This window comes from Schaalia sp. 19OD2882, assembly GCF_018986735.1.
Classification (GTDB): Bacteria; Actinomycetota; Actinomycetes; order Actinomycetales; family Actinomycetaceae; genus Pauljensenia.
Genome location: NZ_CP065521.1, coordinates 2452254 through 2471826, shown reverse-complemented (window position 1 = coordinate 2471826; position 19573 = coordinate 2452254). Strand labels below are relative to the sequence as shown.

The window sequence follows — 19573 nt, the reverse complement described above, 5'->3', positions numbered from 1 at the left end:
AGCATGGCACCCAGGGGAAGCGGGATGGTGCTCATGGGTCAGTCCCTCCTGAACATCGAGAGCATCCGGTGGGTCACCGTGAACCCGCCGAAGATGTTGATGGCTGCCACGACGATCGCCACGAAACTGAGGATCGTCACGAACAGGTTCTCCGATCCGACCTGCAAGATCGCTCCGACCAGGATGATCCCGGAGATCGCGTTGGTCACCGACATCAACGGCGTGTGCAGCGAATGCGTGACATTGGTGATGACATGGAAGCCGACGACGATCGCCAGGACCAGGACGACGTAGCTGGGCGCGGCAGCAGCCGGGGTGACCATGACCAGGGCCGCCGCGATCACCGCGGCAAGTGCCCCCCAGGCGAAGAGTTTCCGTTTCTTGCGGGCCTCCTCCTCGGCCTTGGCGGCTGCCCGCGCGGCGCGCATCTCCGGTGTCTCCGCCGGTGGGACGCGTGAGGTGGGGGCCGCACTGACCTTGACGGGCGGCGGCGGCCAGAAGAGGGCGCCGTCCTTGGTCACGCAGATGCCGCGCAGGATCTCGTCGTCCAGGTCAAGGACCATCCGGCCGTCCTTGCCGGGAGTGAGCAACTTGAACAGGTTGACGATGTTCTGGCCGTACAGCTGCGAAGACTGGCCGGGCAGGCGCTTGGCCAGGTCCGTGTGGCCGATGATGGTCACGCCGCCATCGGTGGTCCAGACTTCCCCCGGGCGGGTCAGGGTGCAGTTGCCTCCGGTGCCGGCCGCCATGTCGACGATGATCGAGCCGGGCTTCATCGCTGCGACCGCCTCGTCGTCCAGCAGGATGGGGGCCGCCCGTCCCGGGATGGCGGCCGTGGTGATGACGATGTCGCAGAAGGCGGCGCGGTCGGCGTACAGGGCGTTGGCCAAGGCCGCCTGGTCGGCGTTCATCTCCTTGGCGTAGCCGTCGGTGGAGACTTCCTGGGCGGTGGGGATGGCGACGAAGCTGGCGCCCATGGATTCGACCTGTTCGGCGACCTCGGGGCGTACGTCGGTGGCGAAGACTTCGGCTCCCATGGAGTTGGCCGTGCCGATGGCGGCCAGGCCCGCCACGCCGGCCCCGATGACGTAGACCTTGGCCGGGGGCATTTTGCCGGCTGCGGTGACCTGGCCGGTGAAGAGTCGTCCGAAGTGTGCGGCGGCCTCGATGACGGCCCGGTACCCGGCGACGTTGGCTTGACTGGACAGGACGTCCATGGCTTGGGCGCGTGAGAGGCGGGGGACGGCGTCCATGGCCAGTGCGGTCACACCGGCGTCCTGGAGGTTCTTGACGAGGTCGGGGTTGCGGCCCGGTGCCATGCGGGAGACAAGGGTCGTTCCTGGGCGGGTCAGTGCGAGGTGTTCGGGGGTGGGCGCGTCCAGGCTGATGACGATGTCTGCGGCCCAGACGTCGGCCTCGTCGGAGGTGAGGGTGGCGCCCATCTGTTCATAGGCGGAGTCCGGAAGGGACGCTTGGGCGCCCGCCCCTTCCTGGACGGTGACGTCGTATCCGAGGCTGATCAGCTTCTTGACGGTGTCTGGTGTTGCGGCGACCAGTGGCTGGTCCTTGCCCTCCCGTGGCACTGCGATGCGCACATCGACTCCTTCGTCGTGTTCGTCTCATGGGATCCCGGTGGACGGAGATGTCGTGTGCACCTCGTCCGTGCCCACTGGCAGTCTAGGCCGGAGGTCCCAGTTTTTCGGGTGCTTGGCAAAGGCGGGTGTGGACGGGTGGATGCGACTAGCGTGGGCGCATGGAATTCTTCGACGAGGACGACGTGCAACGCGCCCAAGAGGATCACGATGTGGTGGAGGTCGATGCTCTGGTCGACGCCCCCTTGGAGGCCGTGTGGGCACTGGTCAGTGAGCCCGGGTGGTGGGTCAATGACGGTCCTGTGGGTGACCACGAGTGCTGGGTCGATGACGAGGGACTGCACCATGTGAGTGATCCCGAGGCGGGGGAGTGGCTGGTCCAGCGCGCCGAGTCGGATCCGATGGACTTGGCGGCTTTCCGCTGGTACCCGCTGGCCGGTGATGAGTTCCCCGAGGATCGCACGACCCGTGTCGAGGTCTCTCTGTCCGAGGAGCGTGGGCGTGTGGCCGTCCACGTGGAGGAGTCGGGCCTTTCCGGGGTCAGTGAGGACGAGGACGAGGCCCGCACCGCTTGGGAGGATGCGCGAGGCCTGTGGGAGGACGCGTTGGTGCAGATCAAGCAAAGCTTGGAGGGTCGTTGACCTGCGAGTTTTCACTTGCTGGTGCAAGTGGCTTCACTTGTGACTGAAAGAGATGTTAGGGTTGCGACACACCGCAGGCGTGGAAGGTGTCCGCGACCGACGTGTCGAAGGGTGTGAGTGATGAGTGCGGCAACAGTGCTCGACCAGGAATTCGTCACCGAGAAGCAGCATGCAAGTGCGCTTTCGATCGAGCCGGAGCTGCTTCGTCCAGAGAGGCAGCATCAGGTCCGTCTGCACCTGAGTGCGGATGACGGTACCAGCATCGATCTGCCCGATGAACTCGTCGGCGTGGTCCTGTCTGCTCTGCGAGTGGTCCGGGACGGGGGCGGGTTCTCCATCGCTTCGATGCCGGAAGAGCTCACCACCAGTGCTGCGGCCCATGTGCTCGGCATCTCGCGTCCCACTTTGATGAAACGTGTACGTGAGGGGGCCATTGCCTCCCACAAGGTGGGAACGCACACTCGCTTCAAGGCCAGTGACATTCTGGAGTTGCGTGCGCGCCAACGTGCTGCTCAGCGGCGCGCAGTTTTGGAAATGATGGAGCTTGAAACCGACATCGAGGACTTCAGCTGAGGGCCCATGAACGGCTATGGGCACGTCGTCCTGGTTGACGCGAATATTTGGTTCTCGCGGACCCTTCGTGACTGGGTCTGTCTTCTGGCGACTGATCCGCGCTCATCCCTTTTTACAGTTTTGTGGACGGACGACATCTTGGCGGAGGTGCTGTCTAACCTGCGCAAGAAGAATCCCAACTGGAATGGCGGCCAGATCTCGGACATTTCTGAAAAAATCAAGGAGTCGTTCCCGAACGGGCAGGTGAGAGACTTCCGGCCGACCGACAATCCGGCAGATCTCTTCGACGGACATGTCATCGGAGCCGCCATTGCTGGAGATGCTGACATCTTGTTGACAAATGATGGCAAGGGTTTCAGCGAGGAACACGACTTTAGGTTCGAAGTCATGAATGTGGATGACTTCCTCATGTTGGTTGCTCACTCCTCGCGCAACCTCATTGTCCGGACAGCTCTGAGAACCGCCATTCACTTCCACAAGCGAGGGGTGCCGTACTTGGAGGCCGAGCGTTTGAAGTCAGCGGGCGCCCCCAAGTTCGCACGGTTCGTGGCTGAGCTTCGTGTCTGCGAAATGTCGCTCGAGAAGGCAGAACATATGCTGGCGCGCCTTGAGAGGCCTGTGGATCGGTTGGCGGATCGCTGACGACATCGGTCAGGATCCGCAAACTGAAACATGATTCACGTGTGGCGCGACGCAAGGAGAAGGCCAATGCATAAGGAGCTGCACAGTGTGGGTCTGATCCTCGTGGTCGGAGGACTGGCGCTGGGCCCCGTCCTGCAGGTTCGCACCCCGTGATCCTCTGACTCCCGCAACCGGGTCGCCCGGGAAGCACCGGCCACGTTCAGCCGGCCCGCCTCACCCCCGAACTCCGAAGCGGGTGCCTCTGGCGGCGGTGCTAGACTCGGCGACGCAAGACAGGGGAGCCCCCTCACGGGAGCTGAGAGTGCGATCGCAGACCCTCGAACCTGATCCGGACAATACCGGCGTAGGAAGTCACTTCTCTCGGGCAATGCGCGCCCGTTCCCCTCCCGCACCACGAGGAGGAAACCCACATGACCACCACCCTCTCCCTTGCGCGACTCGGCGCTCTGGCGGCCACGTCGGCGCTGATGCTCGGCTTGGTCGCCTGCTCGGGCGGCGCAAGCACCCAGAGCGGCCACTCCGCGACTGCCGGCCAGTCCGGCGACGCCATGGCCTCCGGCGCGTCGGCCGGAGCCGACAGCGCAATCACCGTCCTGTCCCACGACTCCTTCGAGTTCCCGCAGGAACTGCTCGACCGCTTCCAGAAGGACACGGGCATCAAGGTGACCATCCAGGCCGTCGGTGACGGAGGCACGCTGGCCAACCAACTGGTCCTGACCAAGGACGCCCCGCAGGGCGACGCCGTCTACGGGGTGGACAACACCGTCTCCTACCGCCTTGCGGGCAAGGGCGTCATCAAGGATGCGGGCATCACCTCCCCCGACAAGGCCCTGGACTTCGCCGGCGAGCCCGGCCTGGTGCCCATCAACCAGGGCGACGTCTGCGTCAACTTCGACAAGAAGTGGTTCACCGACAAGAAGCTCACGCCCCCCGCCACCTTGGAGGACCTGACCAAAGCCGAGTACAAGGACCTGCTGGTCGCCATGAACCCGGCAACCTCCACCCCCGGCATGGCCTTCATGCTGGCCACCATCAACCACTTCGGCGAGGACGGCTGGACCGGATACTGGAAGTCCCTCAAGGACAACGGCCTCAAGGTCTCCGAAGGCTGGTCGGATGCGTTCAACGTCGACTACTCCGCAGGTGAAGGCAAGGGCCCGCGCCCGATGATGGTCTCCTACGGCTCCTCGCCCGCGTACTCGGTCACCGAGGACGGCAAGGACACCACGACCGCCTCCCTGCCGGCCACCTGCTACCGCCAAGTCGAGTACGCAGGCGTGCTGGAGGGCAGCGAGAACGCCGACGCCGCCAAGAAGTTCATCGAGTTCCTGCTGACCCCCGAGGTCCAGGCGACCATCTCCGAAATCACCTACACCTTCCCCGCCAACCCCGGGGCCAAGGCGCCCCAGACGCTGACAACCTTCGGCCCACTGTCCGACCAGCCCGTCATCATCCCCGCCGACAAGGTCGCCTCCAACGCCGAACAGTGGCTGAAGACCTGGCAGTCCACGGTCATCGGCTGAACGTGTCGCCCAGCCGTCCCGCCCTCGTCCCCGGGCGCCCATGAGCGCCGCCGCACAGGACCCGGTCGTCCCAGCGGTGGGCGGCGTCACCTCCCGAGTCGCAGTGGGGACGAGGGCGGGACTGCGTCTGCTCGCCTGGGCGCCGGCGGTCCTGGTGCCGCTGGTCTTCCTCGGCTTCTTCTTTGCCTGGCCTGCGGCGACACTGGTGGCTCGCGGATTCGTCGGCGAGGACGGGGCCTTGGACACGGGCGCCTTCCACGAGGTTTTCACCAGGGCCCGCACATGGCGCATCATCGGCCTGACACTGGGCATGGCGGCCGCGGCCACCACCGTGTCCGTGCTGCTGGGGGTCCCCGGCGCACACGTCCTGTACAGGTGTCGCTTCCCGGGCCGCTCCGTGGCCAGGGCGGCCGTGGCCGTGCCCTTCGTCCTGCCGACAGTTGTGGTCGGCGTCGCCTTCCGTTCCCTGTTGGTGCCCGGAGGCTGGCTGGAGGACCTGCACCTGGACGGAACCGTGTGGGCGGTGCTGGCGGCCATGGTCTTCTTCAACTACTCGCTGGTGGTGCGCGGGGTCGGATCGGTGTGGTCGCGCCTGGATCCGCGCATGGTCCAGGCTGCGCGGGCACTGGGGGCCACGCCCACCCGCGCATTCCTCACCGTCACCCTGCCGGCACTGCTGCCGGCGATTGCCTCGGCGGCCTCGGTGGTCTTCCTGTTCTGTGCGACCGCCTTCGGCATCGTGTTGATCCTGGGCGGGGTGGAGCTGGCCACCATCGAATCGGAGATCTACCTGTTGACCACCGCCTACCTGGACCTTCGGGGGGCCGCTGTGCTCTCCGTGGTCCAGGTGCTGGTGATCGCCGCGGCCCTGTGGGCGGCCGGGCAGGCCAGAAGGCGCTCCGAACGCGCCCTCGCTCTGCGCTCCGATGCCGTCGAGCACCCGTTGGGGGCGGCGGACGCCCCGGCCGCAGCGCTCACGGCGTTGGTCGTGTTCGGCCTGCTGGCCGCCCCGTTGGCACAACTCCTGTGGCGCTCCTTCCACCGCAAGGGACAGTTCACACTGGCCAACTGGGCGGGCTTGGCCGATGCGCACCTGTCGCGCGCCATTCGCGTCAGCGCGCTGGAGGCCGCGTGGAACTCGATGGTCGTGGCCACGCAGGCCGCAGCCATCGCCCTCATCGTCGGAACCCTGGTGGCGCTGGTCGTCACCCGCCCCACGCGCACGCCACGTGCACGCCGGGCACTGGCCGTCCTGGACTCGGTGTTCATGCTGCCCCTGGGGGTCAGCGCGGTGACCGTCGGATTCGGGTTCCTCATCACCTTGAACGCTCCTCCGCTGGACATGCGCGGCAGCGCCCTGCTGGTGCCCGTCGCACAGGCGGTCGTCGCAGTGCCCCTGGTGGTGCGCATGGTCGCCCCGGTCCTTCGGGCAATCGACCCGCGCCAACGTGAGGCCGCCGCCACCTTGGGGGCCGGTCCCTTGCGCGTGATTGCCACCATTGACGGCGCACACCTGGTTCGAGCCGGCGCGGTGGCCATCGGTTTCGCCTTCGCGACCTCGCTGGGGGAGTTCGGGGCGACCTCGTTCCTGTCGCGCCCGGACGCCCCCACCCTGCCGGTGATGATCTACCGGCTGGTCTCACGCCCGGACGCCGCCGAGCAGGGAGTGGCAGTGGCCGCCTCCGTGCTGCTGGCGCTGATCGCGGCCACACTCATGGTCCTGGTCGAAAAGGGCCGCCCCTCCACCGCGGGAGAGTTCCAATGACACCTGTTCTCGGCCTGTCCGTGCGAGATTTGGTCGTGCGCTACGGGCACACGAGGGCCGTCGACCATGTCGACCTGGACATCGAGCCCGGCGAAGTCCTGGCGCTTCTGGGCCCGTCCGGCTCAGGCAAGTCCTCCCTGCTGCGTGCCGTGGCGGGTTTGGAACCCGTGGCCCAGGGCACCATCGCCTGGGAGGGGCGTGACGTGGGCGCGGTGCCCGTGCACCGCCGCGGCTTCGGCCTCATGTTCCAGGACGGGCAGCTCTTCGCCCACCGTGACGTCGCCGGCAATGTCGCCTATGGCCTGCGTCACCTCTCGCCCGCCGAGCGCACCCGCCGAGTCGCGGACACCCTGGACCTGGTCGGAATGGGCGAGTACGCCCGCCGCGCTGTCACCTCCCTGTCGGGCGGGCAGGCCCAACGCGTGGCCCTGGCGCGCTCGCTGGCGCCGCAACCGGCGCTGCTGCTGCTGGACGAGCCGCTGTCCGCCCTGGACCGTTCATTGCGCGAACGCCTGTCCGGAGAGATCCGCGCGATCCTGCGCACCACGGGCTCCACCTGCATCTACGTCACCCACGACCAGGACGAGGCCTTCGCCGTTGCCGACCGGGTCGGTGTCATGGTGGACGGTCGGTTGGTGGCGCTGGCGCGGCCCGGGGACCTGTGGGCGGACCCGGGGCTCAGGGAAGTCGCCGAATTCCTCGGCCACGGGCCCTTCCTCCCCGCCACTTCCGTCGGGGACTCGGAGGGGTCCAAGGGGCCCCGGTGGCGGGCGGTGACTCCCGGCGCGCTCACCGTCGTCGGCGTCGAGGCCAGTCCTGCGCCGTCCACGGGCGAGGGCGCCTTGGCCCCTGAGGCGGTTGCTGCCGGTGGCCGGATCGAATTGCTGGCCGAAGTGCGCGACGCCCGCGCAGCGCGTGGGCGCACAGAAGTCGAAGTGCTGGTGGCGGGCCAGGTCGCCGATGCCCACATCCCCCAGGGCCCCGCCGTGCGCGTCGATGCGGATTCGCTGATCGGCGGATGGGTGCGCCTGGCCCTGGACCTCGATGCATGCCCCTTCGTCACCGGCGGGCACCAGTGACCCTGACTCTCACTTTCGACGCTGACAAGCGCATTCCCCCGTGGCTTCTCACTCGCGTCCGCTCCGCGCTGCTCCACGGACACGGCGGCGGCCGGTGGCGGGCCGGGATCGTCCTGGTCGACGGCCCGTCCGGCTCCGGCAAGACCACGCTCACCCGCGCGCTGCTCGAAGGACTGCGTACCAGCGGCATCAGGATCGGCGTCCACCTGGACGCGGGGCACATGATCGCCGAACTCCGCGTCCGCCCGCGCGCCCCACAGGTCCAGGTGCTTCGTCCCGACCTGTTCTACCCCGGCTGGCTGGGCATGCAGGCGGGCACCGCGGCAGTGGAAGCCCTGCTCACAGGGATTCCCGCTGTCGACGTGGGCGCGGGAGTGCTCGGTTCGGGCCCGCTCACGGTCAACGCGCGGTCGGACACTTCCGCGACCGGGCCGGGCGCACCTGCGAAGGCGACCGGTGAGGCACCACCAGTACCCGCAAAGACCCGGGCAATGGCCCTCGGTCACGGCCAGAAGCGGCCCGGGCGCACAGGCCATCGAGTCTGGGACTGGCACCACTCACGAGCGGGCGGCGCCGTCCTGCTGGACCCCACCCGCCCCGTCCTCGTCGAAGGATGCGGGTGCCTGACGCCACGAACCTCCGCCGTGGCCGACCTGGCCGTGTGGGTCGAGGCCGCCAAAGGACACGATGAACGCCGAACCCGCGCCCTGGCGCGCGACGGCCAGGTCTTCGACCCGTGGTGGCAGACCTGGGCCGAACAGGACCGTGCGCACCTGGTGCGCCACAGGCCGGACCTGCTGGCCGACATCCGTGTGCTCACCTGAGTCGTACACGACCCGCGGGCGGAGGCGCCCTTCGTCCGGTTCTCGAAGGACTAGACTCTGACAAGACGCCAAGGAAGGCGCCCTACGGGAAGCGACAACGCACCACCGACCCGAGGAGGCCACAGTGACCGCCCCATTGCTGCTGCAGAGCGCTTTCACACCCTCGACCACTGCGGTTGCGGGCTCACTGCCACTCAGTGCCCTGCTCGCACTGGTACCGTTGGTGCTCTTCTTCGTCATGCTCGGCGTGTTCAAGGTCGCCACCCACTGGTGCGCATTGGTGTCGCTGGCGGTCGCCGTGGCCGTGGCGGTCTTCGGATTCCACATGCCCGTGGCCCTGTCCGTGCTCTCGGCCACGCAGGGCGGTACCTTCGGCCTGCTGGTCATTTCCTACATCGTGGTCATGGCCGTGTGGCTGTACGACCTGACCGAGGCCAGCGGCCGCGGCCAGGACGTGCGCACCGTGTTCTCACTGGTCGGCAAGGGCGACGTGCGCGTCCAGGCGCTGCTGGTCGCCTTTGCCTTCTGCGGCCTCATGGAAGGCCTTGCCGGTTTCGGCGCCCCTGTGGCCATCACCTGCGCCATGCTGTTGGCACTGGGCCTTCCCCCAGTCAAGGCCGCCCTCGCCACCATGGTCGGCAACTCCCTCAATGTCGGCTTCGGCGCCATGGCCATCCCCATGACCGCCACGGCCAAGATTGGCGGCATGGAGGAATCCGCGGCCCTGGTCGCCCAGACCGGCGCACGCATCACCCCCCTGTTCCTGGTCGTCGTCCCATTCCTGCTGCTCGCGATGCTCGACGGAGTCCGGGGACTTCGCCAACTGTGGCCGGTCGCCCTGGTCGCAGGCCTTGGCATGGGCGGTGGGCACCTGGTCACCGCGCACTTCCTGTCCTACGAACTGACGGCGGTTGTCGCCTCGCTGCTGAGTTTCGCGCTGTCCGCCGGACTGCTGGTCGTGTGGACGCCCACAACCCCCGAGGAACACCGGTCCGAGCCTGGGGCCGGCAAGGAACTCACCGCTTCGCGCATCACCTTGGCCCTGCTGCCGTACTGGTTCGTGGTTCTGGTCTTCGCCGTGGCGAAGCTGTGGAGGTTCGGCGTGGACGTGCCGGCCGCCCTGAAGGCGACCGACGTGAAGTTCGGGTGGCCGGGCCTGGACGGAATGCTGATGACTGCGGCGGGCAAACCCTCCACCGACACCGTGTACACGCTCTCCTCGCTGTCCTCCCCCGGAACGATGATCCTGTTGGCAGGCTTGGTTGTCACCGCGGTCTACGCCCTGACCAGTTCCGGCGGAGTCTTCCCCTTCACCGTCGGCGAGGGCCTGCGCACCCTGGGGCGCACGGTGGTCAAGCTGCGCATGGCGATCCTGACCATTGTCGCGGTCATGGCCTTGGCCTACGCGATGAACTTTTCCGGTCAGACCGTGGCGGTCGGCACCTTCCTGGCGACCACCGGTGCAGCCTTCGCCTTCTTCGCGCCGGTCCTGGGATGGGTGGGCACCGCTGTCACCGGATCGGCCACCTCGTCAGGAGCCCTCTTCGGATCGCTGCATTCAACGGTGGCCGCCCAGACCGGCATGAGCACGCAGCTGCTGTTGGGCGTCAACGAAGTCGGTGGCGGCATGGGCAAGATCATCAGCCCCCAGAACCTGGCGATCGCCGCCACCGCGGTCAAAGCCGAAGGCTCGGAACCGGAGCTGCTGCGCAAGGCCCTGCCGTGGTCCTTGGGCCTGGTCGCGGTCCTGGGTGTGGTCACTTTCCTGGCCGCCCAAGGGACACTGGGCTTCCTCATCGCCAACTGACCGGCACAAGGCGCGCTCACAGCTTCGCCGGCGCTCGCGGCCCGCCCGTGACTGGCTTGATGTCTTTCCGGTTCCGCCGCACACAATGCCGGGCCCGTGTGCCACGTGCGGCTTGGGGGAGGTTGGCTGACCTGCGGTGATGTGTGCGGGGCCTGCGGTGTCCGGTGCGCATTGTGTGCGAAATCGGGGGGTGACCCGGCACGGGATAGGCTCGTCGCCGTGGACAATCCCTTCAACTGTGCCTCGAGCTCGTACCAGAGGGTCCGTCCCACCTACCCCGCTGAAGCCGTCGATCACCTGTGCGCAGTGGCCGGCGCCGCCCTCGCAGGGGGTGGGGTTTTCGACGCCAAGGATTTTGTCGCACGAGGCGCCGGCCGGGTCGCCGTCGACCTCGGGGCCGGAACGGGCAAGATGACGCGCGAACTCCTGGCTCGCGGCTGGCAGGTCCTCGCGGTCGAACCGGCAGATGCCATGCGCGAGCAGTGGCTGGCGCACTTCGAGGAGGCGCCGCACGCTCAGGAGAGGCCGCGGTCCGAAGCGTCCCCTCAAGCGCCGATGCCCGCCAAGGCCACCGTCCATACGGGCACGGCTGAGGCCACCGGCCTGCCGAGCAGCTGTGCGGAGTTGGTGGTGGCCGCCCAGGCGTGGCACTGGTTCGACCCGGAGTTGGCCTCCGCGGAAGCGGCGCGACTGCTGCACCCCGGTGGGACCTTGGGGATCGTCTTCAACCAGATGAGCGTCGGTGTGCCTTGGGTGCACAGACTCACGCGCATCATGCGCTCAGGTGACGTCCACCGCGCGGATGTGCCGCCGCAGGTCAGGCCCCAGTTCACCGAGCCGCGCCTGCATCTGTGCGCGTGGGAACAACACTTGAGCACCGATGAGGTGATGGAGCTGGGGCGGACCCGCTCCTCGTGGTTGCGTCAGGACGCGGCCGGTCGAGCTGCCATGCAGGAGAACCTGCGCTGGTACCTGCACGATCACTTGGGCCACGCGCAAGGTGGCGAAGTCGTCATCCCGTACACGACCCTGGTGTGGACGTCTCGGCGCCTGGACTCCAGGTGACATCCCCAGCGGGAGGACTCGGGTGCCTCGGGCGATCAGGGGTGCCGAGGACGGGTGTCGGGCGTTGGGTCGCGAACACGGGAAGCGTCCGGCACTCGCGAGAATCCCTACCATTGCACACAGCCGCACAAGGGTGGTTCAGCTCACGCGGGCGGCCCGTAGGGGTCGGTCGCTTGAGGCGACCCAAGGGCGGGAAGGAGGTTGGCGTGGCCGTACAGACCGTGGTCGTCAGGGCCACCGGTGAGTGTGAGGCGATCGCTTCCAATGACCAGATGCTCCGGGACCTGGACAACCGGGGGCTCATGGTGCCCTCCAGACACACCAACCGGGGGGCCGGCTCACCCCGCAGCAGGGTCCGCCGCTTCCGGGACGTGGAGGCCGTCCACCAGGTCCTGTTCCGGGCGTGGGTGGCAGACTCCGAGGTCACGGTCAGTGAACTCACCAGGACCGGGCGGAGCCGCGGGTTTGCGGGGCCCGCGTTCCTGCTGGTCGAGAGCCACGACCCCTCCGACGCCGCCTGGCAGACCCTCCAGCACCTTCCTGGCCGCCTCGAGACCGAGGGCCACGGGACCAGGCACTGGGGAGGCCCGGTGCCGCTGCCTCTGCTGAGCCGGGCACGCATCGAGATCCGCCAGGTCTTCCCCGTCCCGGTGGGGTGCGCCCTGCCCCTGTCCCGTGAGGACATCGACCCTCTGAGTCTGCCGGAGCAGAAGGACCTCACGCTTGCCCACCAGGCCGTCCAGAACGTCGCCTCCGCCCCCGAGCCCTGGGAGGCCGCCTTCTACCGGCCCGACCTGGTGCTCGGTGAGCCCATGCTTGAGGTCCCCCGCAAGGAGCCCGTCACCCCCGTCACCACGCCCCGGGAGGCAGGCTCCCTCAGTCCACAGGAGTGGCGCAGGCGCCTGGGCCCCTACCGCTACTGGACCTCACGGGCCCACCACCTGAGTGCACCCGCCCTGCAGGTCCACCAGGACCCGCCGGAGCGTCACGTCGCCTGCGGAACCTGCGGCCAGGTCCTGAGCGGGGCAGGTGCGTGGAGCACCACGGTGGGGACACGCGACGTCTGGGCCCTGAAGGAGCACGACCTGCGGCTCACCCCCGTCCACGAGCTGGTGGACCGTCAGTGGGTCCATGCGGAGCACAGTGCCTGGTGCCCCGCCTGCGGGGCACTGATCGGCACCACCGTCACAAGCCCCGGCCCTGCGGGAAGCCCGCCGGTCACCAACCTCCAGGTCGCCACGGCCACGGTCGCACGCCCCTGAGCGCTCAGAAAGGGCTCCACTGGAGGCCGAGCCGGCCGGACAGGCCGCCATGCAGGACAACTCGCGCCGGAGTCCGCACGATCACATGGACCACGCGCGGGGCAGCGCCTCCACAGACGAGGGCGGTCAGTGGCGAGTAGGCAATGACAATGGCGGGCCGTATCGGGCAGCGGCCGACGAACGAGGGAAGCGCCCGGCCCGCGCGGGCATCAAACCTCGCGCGCGACCTGTCCGATCCGGTCCAACAGGTCCATGACCGCCACCGTGTCGCGCCACGGGACCGCCGGCGACTGCTGCACACCGGCGGTCACGCAACGCGCGACCTCGGCCACCTGGTACTGGAATCCTCCCGGCACTGTCGCGTCCCATGCGGTGACATCACCGTCGGGGTGGCCGCCCTCGGAGAAGGTCCGGAGCAGCAGCTGACCGGGTCGGTAGAACTGCAGCGGGAACTCCAGGGCGCCGCGCTCGCAGACGACCTCGGCCGAGGTGGCGCTTCGCCCGGCCAGTGAGCAGCTCGCGTTGCCCAGGGCCGCGCCGGTCCCGCCCTCGCCCTCGTCGCTGGATGAGCCACGCAGCAGGGCCTGGACGGTCTCGTCCACGCCGGTGTCGGTCCAGGTGGCGGCCACCGAGTCGACTTCGACGCTGCCCAGCACCGACTGGACGAAGCTCACCGAATAGACCCCCAGGTCCAGCAGGGCGCCGCCGCCGAGCTCAGGCACCATGAGGCGGTCCACGTGGCGCAGCGCTTGACCGTGGTCGGCGCGCACCTGGACGACGTCGCCCAGGTTGCCCGAGGCCAGGATCGCACGGGCCACCACGTGGTGGGGCAGGTGGCGGGTCCACATTGCCTCCATGAGGAACACTCCGGCGTCACGCGCCGCATCGATGACCCGCCTGGCCTGTTGAGCGTCCATGGTGAAGGGCTTCTCGACCAGCACGTGCTTGCCGGCGGCGATGGCTGCCAAGGCGACCTCGGCGTGGGTCGGGTGGATGGTGGCGACGTAGACGGCGTCGACTTCGGGGCAGGCCACGGCTTCCTCGTAGGAGCCGAATGCGTGGGGTACGGCGAATTCACCGGCGAATGCGCGGGCGCGCTCCACGTCACGAGCACCCACGGCCGTGACGGTCGAGCGCGTCCAGTTCTGGACCGCAGTGGCGAAGGTGCGTGCAATGCCGCCGGCGCCGAGCACCGCCCAGCCGAGCCCGGGCGCTTCCATCGGGTCGGGCAGGTCGACGTCGGGCGCCAAGGCGGTGATCTCGGGCGGTAGGGGAGGAAGCTGGGTGTGGGGGTTGGGGACCGGGACAGGGGTTGTGACCTCACTCATGGGTCGATCCTGCCACCCGAAGGCCCGGGCCGGTTCGGTTTGGGTGAGCCTCCTCGAGGGCGAGGACTCCGGCGTGGAGTGGAACACCTGCGATGGGCGGCGTCGTTCTCAGCGTGGGATCGTGACCAATCCGAACACCGTGTTCCTTCCGTTCCCATCAGCGGCGGAAACGAGGGCGATGGCCGCCGCGTCCTCGACGAAGGCGGTGGCGGACTCCGGATCACGGTCCTCGCTGGTCATGTCCAGGTATGCGGAGTGCTTCACCGTGGCCCCGGGGGCCACTTCCTCGCACAGGATCGCTTTGCGTGTCTCGTCACCCAGCAGCTTCCCGCCGGAGGTCATGACGCTCAGGTACACGCCCGCCGGAGCGCACTGGTCGCGTTGGGGCGAATCCGTGGTGTTCGTCCATGTGTAGTCGACCGTCCATCCCGGCATCAGCGCCACGTCCCCGGCGGACTGGGCTTCGTGTGCCGGCACGAAGGTGATCTTGGTGATGGTGATCGTGCCCTGCTCCGTGGTCACGGGTTCACCCAAGGCCATCGCCTTGGGCAGGTTCGACGGCGACTCGGTGCCGTTGGAAGCGCCCTTCCCGGCGGACTGGCCCGGGTCCGCGGGCGCGGCCGGAGCGCTGCCGGGCGCATCCCCCGCGCCCGACGAGGACTGCGCATCCGGCGCCGAACAGGCTACCAGTGCGACGACCATCCCCGCGCAGCAGGCCAGGGCCGCCATTCGACGGGCGATCTTGCGGTGGGTCATCATCGGCCTCCGATCAGGTGGATGTGAGGTCGTCCCCTCCGAGCCCGTTTCGCAGGGCGAGGATTGCGGGACGACGAGGGCGAAGCCCTGGCTCCGAGCCTAGGCGAAGGGCGTGGGCTTGCGACATGTGTCGCGGCCGCATGTGCCCTGTTCGTCGCCGAGCCGTGATGCTCCCGTGACGCTCCCGGTGTGGGATCACACGGGGCCACACCACCCGGGCGCCGCTAGTCTTGTGGGCGGGCCAGCTGCCACTGCTGGCCGACAGGACTCCAGGAAGGTCACGAGTGCTCCCCCTCCTCGACGCGGCCAGGACCGCCCTCGCCCCCGCCCTCGGCATGTTGGCTGCCGCCCACGTGAGTGCCACCCGGGCGACCACGTCCGCCGACACCCCGTGGTGGAAGACGGTCCTCGAATGGTTCCACGACCCCACCGGACTGCTGCTGGCCATGGGCCCGTGGGTGTTGTGGGGGACGCTCTTGATCGTCCTGGTCGAATCGGGCCTCCTCTTCCCGCTGCTGCCGGGTGACGCGCTGCTGTTCACGGCGGGGCTGCTGCACGACCAGCTGGGATTGAACCTGTGGGTCCTCATCGGACTGATCTTCGTCGCCGCTTTCATCGGTGCCCAGTGCGGGTACTGGATCGGCGCGCAATGGGGACGCAGACTCTTCAAGGACGACGCCCGCATCCTCAAGACCAAACACCTGGTCAAGGCCGAGAACTACTTCGCCACCTACGGCGGACGCGCCCTGGTCATCGGCCGTTTCATCCCCTTCATCCGCACTTTCGTGCCCTTGGCGGCGGGTATCGCCCGCTACCCCTACCCGAAGTTCCTCGCCTTCAACTCCCTGGGCGCCCTGCTGTGGGGTGCCGGCGTCACTTGGGCGGGGTCGCTGCTCGGCGGCATCCCCTTCGTCCACGACAACCTGTCCGTCATCATCCTGGTGATCGTCGCCGTGTCCCTGCTGCCGATGGTCGTCGAGGTGGTCATGCATCGCGTCAAGGGTCGTTCCTCCGACGACGAGGGCGAGGGCTCGACCAAGGACGAGGGCGGGGCGGCCCACGCCTTCACGGGCGCGGACCAGGGCGCAGCTGCCCGAGCCCGCGCAGGCGAAGACAGCACGACCCCACCGCGGGAGGACTGACCCCACATGATCGCCCAATGGCTTTCCCTGACGCCGCTGCTCGCGGCGATGTGCGCCCTGACCTTCCTGCCCGCCCTGCCTTGGGCGCTGATGGTCACGCGCACGCGCACCGGAGCCATTGCGGCATCGGCGGCACTGGGTTTCGCCCTGATTCCACTGCTCTCGATCACGTGGGACGCCCTGGACATTCCGTGGCAGACCTCGACCGTGCTGCCCGTGTACGGGGTCTTCTTCGTCGTCGGCCTGGGTCTCCATCTTGCGCGCTGGGCCTTCGCCTCCACGACGAGGGCCGGGCCGCGCCAGGTCCTGGGCGAGGTGTGGTGCGCGTCGTGGCCGCTGGTGCTGGCTGTGCTGGTCGGCTGGATCCTTGCAGGTCTGGCCATGCTCATCCGCGCCGACCCGGGCAATCCGCCCCAGCAGTGGGACTCGACCTTCCACCTCAACGGCGTGTGGTCGATGATCCACATCCACGAAGGCAGTCCCTTCAACGCCCTGCGAGAACTCTACGGGGGGCAGCCGACCTACTACCCGAACTCGTGGCACGCCTTCGTCGCCCTCTTCGCCCAGCCCGACACCGTCGTCCAGGCGTCGAATGTGTCCACGCTGCTGCTCATGGCCGTGTGGGTGGTCGGAGCTGCGGGCATGGTCCGCAGCCTGACCTCCGACCGTTCCATCGTCGTGGTCGCCACCGTCATCTCGGGCGTGCTGCTCACCATGCCCGCCGATGCGCTGACCATGTACAACCAGTGGCCGCACGCCACCGGCGCCGCCCTCGTTCCCGGGGTCATCGTTCTCGGGCTGGAGGCCGGACGTCACCTGCGCGGCCTCCTGACGTCGGCCGGCTTCCTCCGCACATTCGCGGGCGCCATGGTCGCCTTCGTGGCTGCCGCCACAGGTGCGGTGGGTGGGCACCCCAGTGCCGCCTTCTTCGTCCTCGTCGTCCTGTTGCCGCCGTACTTGGCCTCGGCGTGGACCATCTCCGCCGATGCGCGCAAGGCGGGAAGGCCCGTGGTCGCCGTGGGCGCCCTGGTCGCAGGAGCACTGGGAGTCGTCGGGCCCTTGGGGCTGCTCATGACCCCGCAGATCCGCGGCATGGGCAACTACCCGCGTTCTGGCTTGGGCTGGGACTACGCCTTCTCGCGCTTCATCACACCCTTCCCGCCCTTCGTCACCACGTGGGGGCTGTCGGCCACCATCGTGGTGCTCGGCTTCCTCACGGTCTTCGGTGGTTGGCTGCTGCTCTGGCCGCCGAAATTGCAGGCCCCCGACTCACCCACCGGGGACCTTGACGCGGTCCCCGCCCCTTCGGCCTCCGGCTCCCAGCGCCATCGCAGCGCTGGGCGAGGCGGCAAGGGGCGCGCCCACCATCCGGACGGCGCCCGTGGGGCCACTCGCGAGACCGCCAGCCACACCGCGGAGCAGGTGGGGGATCGCGTGCAGGGCCGGGCAACCGCCCGTCCGGTGCCCGCCTGGGCGCTGGCCAGCTTCCTGTCCATGGCCATGCTCACCTTCCTCGCCTACGGGCCGGACCTGAAGATTCCCGTCCCGGGCATGGCGGAACCCTTCGAGCCGCGCATCTTCTTCCTGGCGCCCTGGTACATGGACCCGCGCCGCATCATGGCGATCCACGGGCTCATGTCCCTGCCCCTGATCGCCACAGGAGTCGTGTGGGTGGCCCGCTTCCTGCAGGAACTGTTCATCGTGCCCGCCGACCGCGCCCGCCTGGCCCGACGTGAAGCCGCCGGAGGCCGCCCTTCGCTGCTGCTGCGCCGTCAGCCGTGGGAGGTCGCGGTGCTGGTCGCAGTCCTGGTGCTCACCAACTTCGGTGCGCTTGGCTCGCGCTTCGTCGCTTCCGACTACGTCTACGACCCGTCGAACCTGGGCAAGCCGGGCATGGCCACCCAGGGCGAATTGGACATGATTCGCCGCATGCCCCAAACCTTGCCCGAGGATGCGCTGGTCGTCGGAGACCCGATCGCCGGAGAGGCCTACACGGAGGTCATCGGACACCGCGAGGCCGTGTTCCCGCAGCTCACGCTCAACCTTTCCGACTGGGCGTCCCAGAAGGTCCTGTACACGAAGTTCAAGGACATCCACACCGACCCCGAGGTGTGTCGGGTCGTGCGCAAGCTGGGCATCACGCACTTCTACCAGGACGCCGACGGGCGCTACTACACGTGGAACCGCTCCTCGCGGCATCCGGGCTTCTACGGGGTGGACACCTCCAAGGGATTCGAATTGGTTGACGAGGGCGACCAGGCAAAGCTGTGGAAGATCACCGCCTGCAGTTGAACCGTTCGAGGGGATCGCGCTGATCGGGACCCTCAGTGTTTCAAGGGCGATGCGGGCAGCCACCCGACTGCCCACCCACGACTCGGGGCGGGCCCGGGCGTCTGTCTGCTCCCGGCCCGCGCGGTCTCGACTGGGGACCGCCCGGGGCCCGAGGGGCACCGCCCCCGCTAGTCTGAGGCGATGACGACCCCAGCCCACCCGGCACCCGACAACCGGACCCCCGCCACCCAAGCCGGCTCCGCCACCCACTTCCCGGGCCCGCAGCCCCGAGGCGACCACATGCGCATCGCCTTCCTGGGCCCGTTCGGGACCTTCACCGAGCAGGCCGCGTGGCAGGTGGCGCCCAGCGGCGCCGAACTGGTGCCCGTCACCTCCGCGCCCGCAGCCATGGAGGCTGTGCGGCAGGGCCGGGCAGACCGAGCTGTGGTCCCCATCGAGAACTCCATCGAGGGCGGAGTCAACGCCACCTTGGACTCGCTGTCGCGCGGCGAGCCCTTGGTCATCGTCTCCGAGATGGTCGTCGGTGTGGTCTTCCAACTGGCGGTCCGACCGGGCACGAGCCCCGAGCAGGTGCGACGCATCGGCACCCACCCTCACGCGTGGGCCCAGTGCCGCGCCTGGGCGGACAAGACCTTCCCCGGCGCCATCCACGTGCCGACCACCTCGACGGCGGCCGCCGCCGAGCTGCTGTCCACCGAGGACGCCACTTTCGACGCCGCCCTGTGCAATGCGACCTCGTTGGAGCGTTACGGCCTGGAGGCCCTGCACCGCGACGTCGCCGACAATCCGGGTGCTGTCACGCGTTTCGTGCTGGTGGCCAAACCCGGGGTCCTGCCCCCACCCACCGGCGCCGACAAGACGACCATCCAGGTGGCGCTGCCCGTCAACGAGTCCGGCGCGCTGCTGACCCTGCTCGAGCAGTTCAGCGTGCGCGGCGTGGATCTGTCGCGCATCGAGTCGCGTCCCAGCGGGGACGGCTTGGGCGACTACACCTTCAGCATCGACATCGTGGGGCACGTGGCCGAAGAACGCGTCCAGGCGGCACTGGTGGGCCTGCACAGGTTCTCACCCGAGGTGCGTTTCATCGGCTCGTATCCGCGGGTGGACGGCGTTCGTGCCAATGTGCTGCCGGGCACCGCCGACCAGGACTTCCGTCGCGGCCGCGCGTGGGTGAAGGACATCCTGCACGGTGGGGACGGGGTCCATGTGGACGAGGCCGCCCCGGCGGAGTGGCCGCTGGCCTGAGAGGAGGTCCGGCCCCGGTCAGGACGAGGGCGGAGTG

Annotated in this window: 16 protein-coding genes and 1 riboswitch; of the genes, 13 read left to right on the top strand and 3 right to left on the bottom strand. The window is 68.5% G+C overall.

Going from position 1 to position 19573, the window contains the following annotated elements; translation table 11 throughout:
* Nucleotides 1-38: 38 nt before the first annotated feature.
* Nucleotides 39-1595: a Re/Si-specific NAD(P)(+) transhydrogenase subunit alpha gene (locus I6B53_RS10630; RefSeq protein WP_216764186.1), complete on the bottom strand. Its 1557-nt coding sequence runs from the start codon at nt 1593-1595 to the stop codon at nt 39-41.
* 158 nt (nt 1596-1753) lie between these two features.
* Between I6B53_RS10630 and I6B53_RS10625 the strand changes: the two genes are divergently transcribed.
* The 10 genes from I6B53_RS10625 (at nt 1754) to I6B53_RS10580 (ending at nt 12773) form a co-directional block, all read left to right on the top strand.
* Entirely contained in the window at nt 1754-2233 is a 480-nt protein-coding gene (locus I6B53_RS10625) for a toxin (RefSeq protein WP_216764185.1), read from the top strand.
* Between the two features lie 135 nt (nt 2234-2368).
* Nucleotides 2369-2806, top strand: a complete 438-nt coding sequence (locus I6B53_RS10620) for a helix-turn-helix domain-containing protein (RefSeq protein ID WP_216764184.1) — start codon at nt 2369-2371, stop codon at nt 2804-2806.
* Nucleotides 2807-2812: 6 nt separating this feature from the next.
* Nucleotides 2813-3448 (top strand): PIN domain-containing protein, encoded by a 636-nt coding sequence (locus I6B53_RS10615; protein WP_216764183.1) that lies wholly within the window; start codon nt 2813-2815, stop codon nt 3446-3448.
* Nucleotides 3449-3712: 264 nt separating this feature from the next.
* Nucleotides 3713-3815, top strand: a riboswitch (TPP riboswitch).
* A 43-nt stretch (nt 3816-3858) separates the two neighbouring features.
* Nucleotides 3859-4971 carry a thiamine ABC transporter substrate binding subunit gene (locus I6B53_RS10610; RefSeq protein ID WP_253953881.1) on the top strand — a complete coding sequence of 371 codons (1113 nt, stop codon included), beginning with the start codon at nt 3859-3861 and terminating at the stop codon, nt 4969-4971.
* Between the two features lie 40 nt (nt 4972-5011).
* Nucleotides 5012-6736, top strand: coding sequence for an iron ABC transporter permease (locus I6B53_RS10605; protein WP_216764182.1), 1725 nt, complete (start codon nt 5012-5014; stop codon nt 6734-6736).
* Complete coding sequence (locus I6B53_RS10600) at nt 6733-7815, top strand: ABC transporter ATP-binding protein (protein WP_216764181.1); 1083 nt, start codon at nt 6733-6735, stop codon at nt 7813-7815. Before I6B53_RS10605 ends, I6B53_RS10600 begins: the two co-directional genes overlap by 4 nt.
* Complete coding sequence (locus I6B53_RS10595) at nt 7812-8639, top strand: hypothetical protein (protein WP_216764180.1); 828 nt, start codon at nt 7812-7814, stop codon at nt 8637-8639. The genes I6B53_RS10600 and I6B53_RS10595 overlap by 4 nt, the downstream gene beginning before the upstream one ends.
* A gap of 124 nt (nt 8640-8763) precedes the next feature.
* Nucleotides 8764-10446, top strand: a complete 1683-nt coding sequence (locus tag I6B53_RS10590; RefSeq protein ID WP_253953880.1) for an L-lactate permease — start codon at nt 8764-8766, stop codon at nt 10444-10446.
* A 219-nt stretch (nt 10447-10665) separates the two neighbouring features.
* Nucleotides 10666-11511, top strand: a complete 846-nt coding sequence (locus tag I6B53_RS10585; protein WP_216764179.1) for a class I SAM-dependent methyltransferase — start codon at nt 10666-10668, stop codon at nt 11509-11511.
* A gap of 206 nt (nt 11512-11717) precedes the next feature.
* Nucleotides 11718-12773 (top strand): hypothetical protein, encoded by a 1056-nt coding sequence (locus I6B53_RS10580; protein WP_216764178.1) that lies wholly within the window; start codon nt 11718-11720, stop codon nt 12771-12773.
* 209 nt (nt 12774-12982) lie between these two features.
* Here the strand turns inward: I6B53_RS10580 and I6B53_RS10575 are convergent, their stop codons facing one another.
* Together I6B53_RS10575 and I6B53_RS10570 are read right to left on the bottom strand one after the other, a co-directional pair.
* Complete coding sequence (locus I6B53_RS10575; RefSeq protein WP_216764177.1) at nt 12983-14101, bottom strand: Gfo/Idh/MocA family protein; 1119 nt, start codon at nt 14099-14101, stop codon at nt 12983-12985.
* A gap of 108 nt (nt 14102-14209) precedes the next feature.
* On the bottom strand, nt 14210-14860 hold the full coding sequence (locus I6B53_RS10570; RefSeq protein WP_216764176.1) for a DUF5067 domain-containing protein: 651 nt from the start codon (nt 14858-14860) through the stop codon (nt 14210-14212).
* Between the two features lie 443 nt (nt 14861-15303).
* Between I6B53_RS10570 and I6B53_RS10565 the strand changes: the two genes are divergently transcribed.
* From I6B53_RS10565 to pheA, 3 genes are all read left to right on the top strand, one after another.
* A complete protein-coding gene (locus I6B53_RS10565) occupies nt 15304-15999 on the top strand; it encodes a DedA family protein (RefSeq protein ID WP_253954036.1) in 696 nt (231 codons plus the stop codon).
* Nucleotides 16000-16005: 6 nt separating this feature from the next.
* A complete protein-coding gene (locus I6B53_RS10560) occupies nt 16006-18291 on the top strand; it encodes a DUF6541 family protein (protein ID WP_216764175.1) in 2286 nt (761 codons plus the stop codon).
* Nucleotides 18292-18570: 279 nt separating this feature from the next.
* Nucleotides 18571-19536, top strand: a complete 966-nt coding sequence (gene pheA, locus I6B53_RS10555; protein WP_253954035.1) for a prephenate dehydratase — start codon at nt 18571-18573, stop codon at nt 19534-19536.
* Nucleotides 19537-19573: the final 37 nt, after the last annotated feature.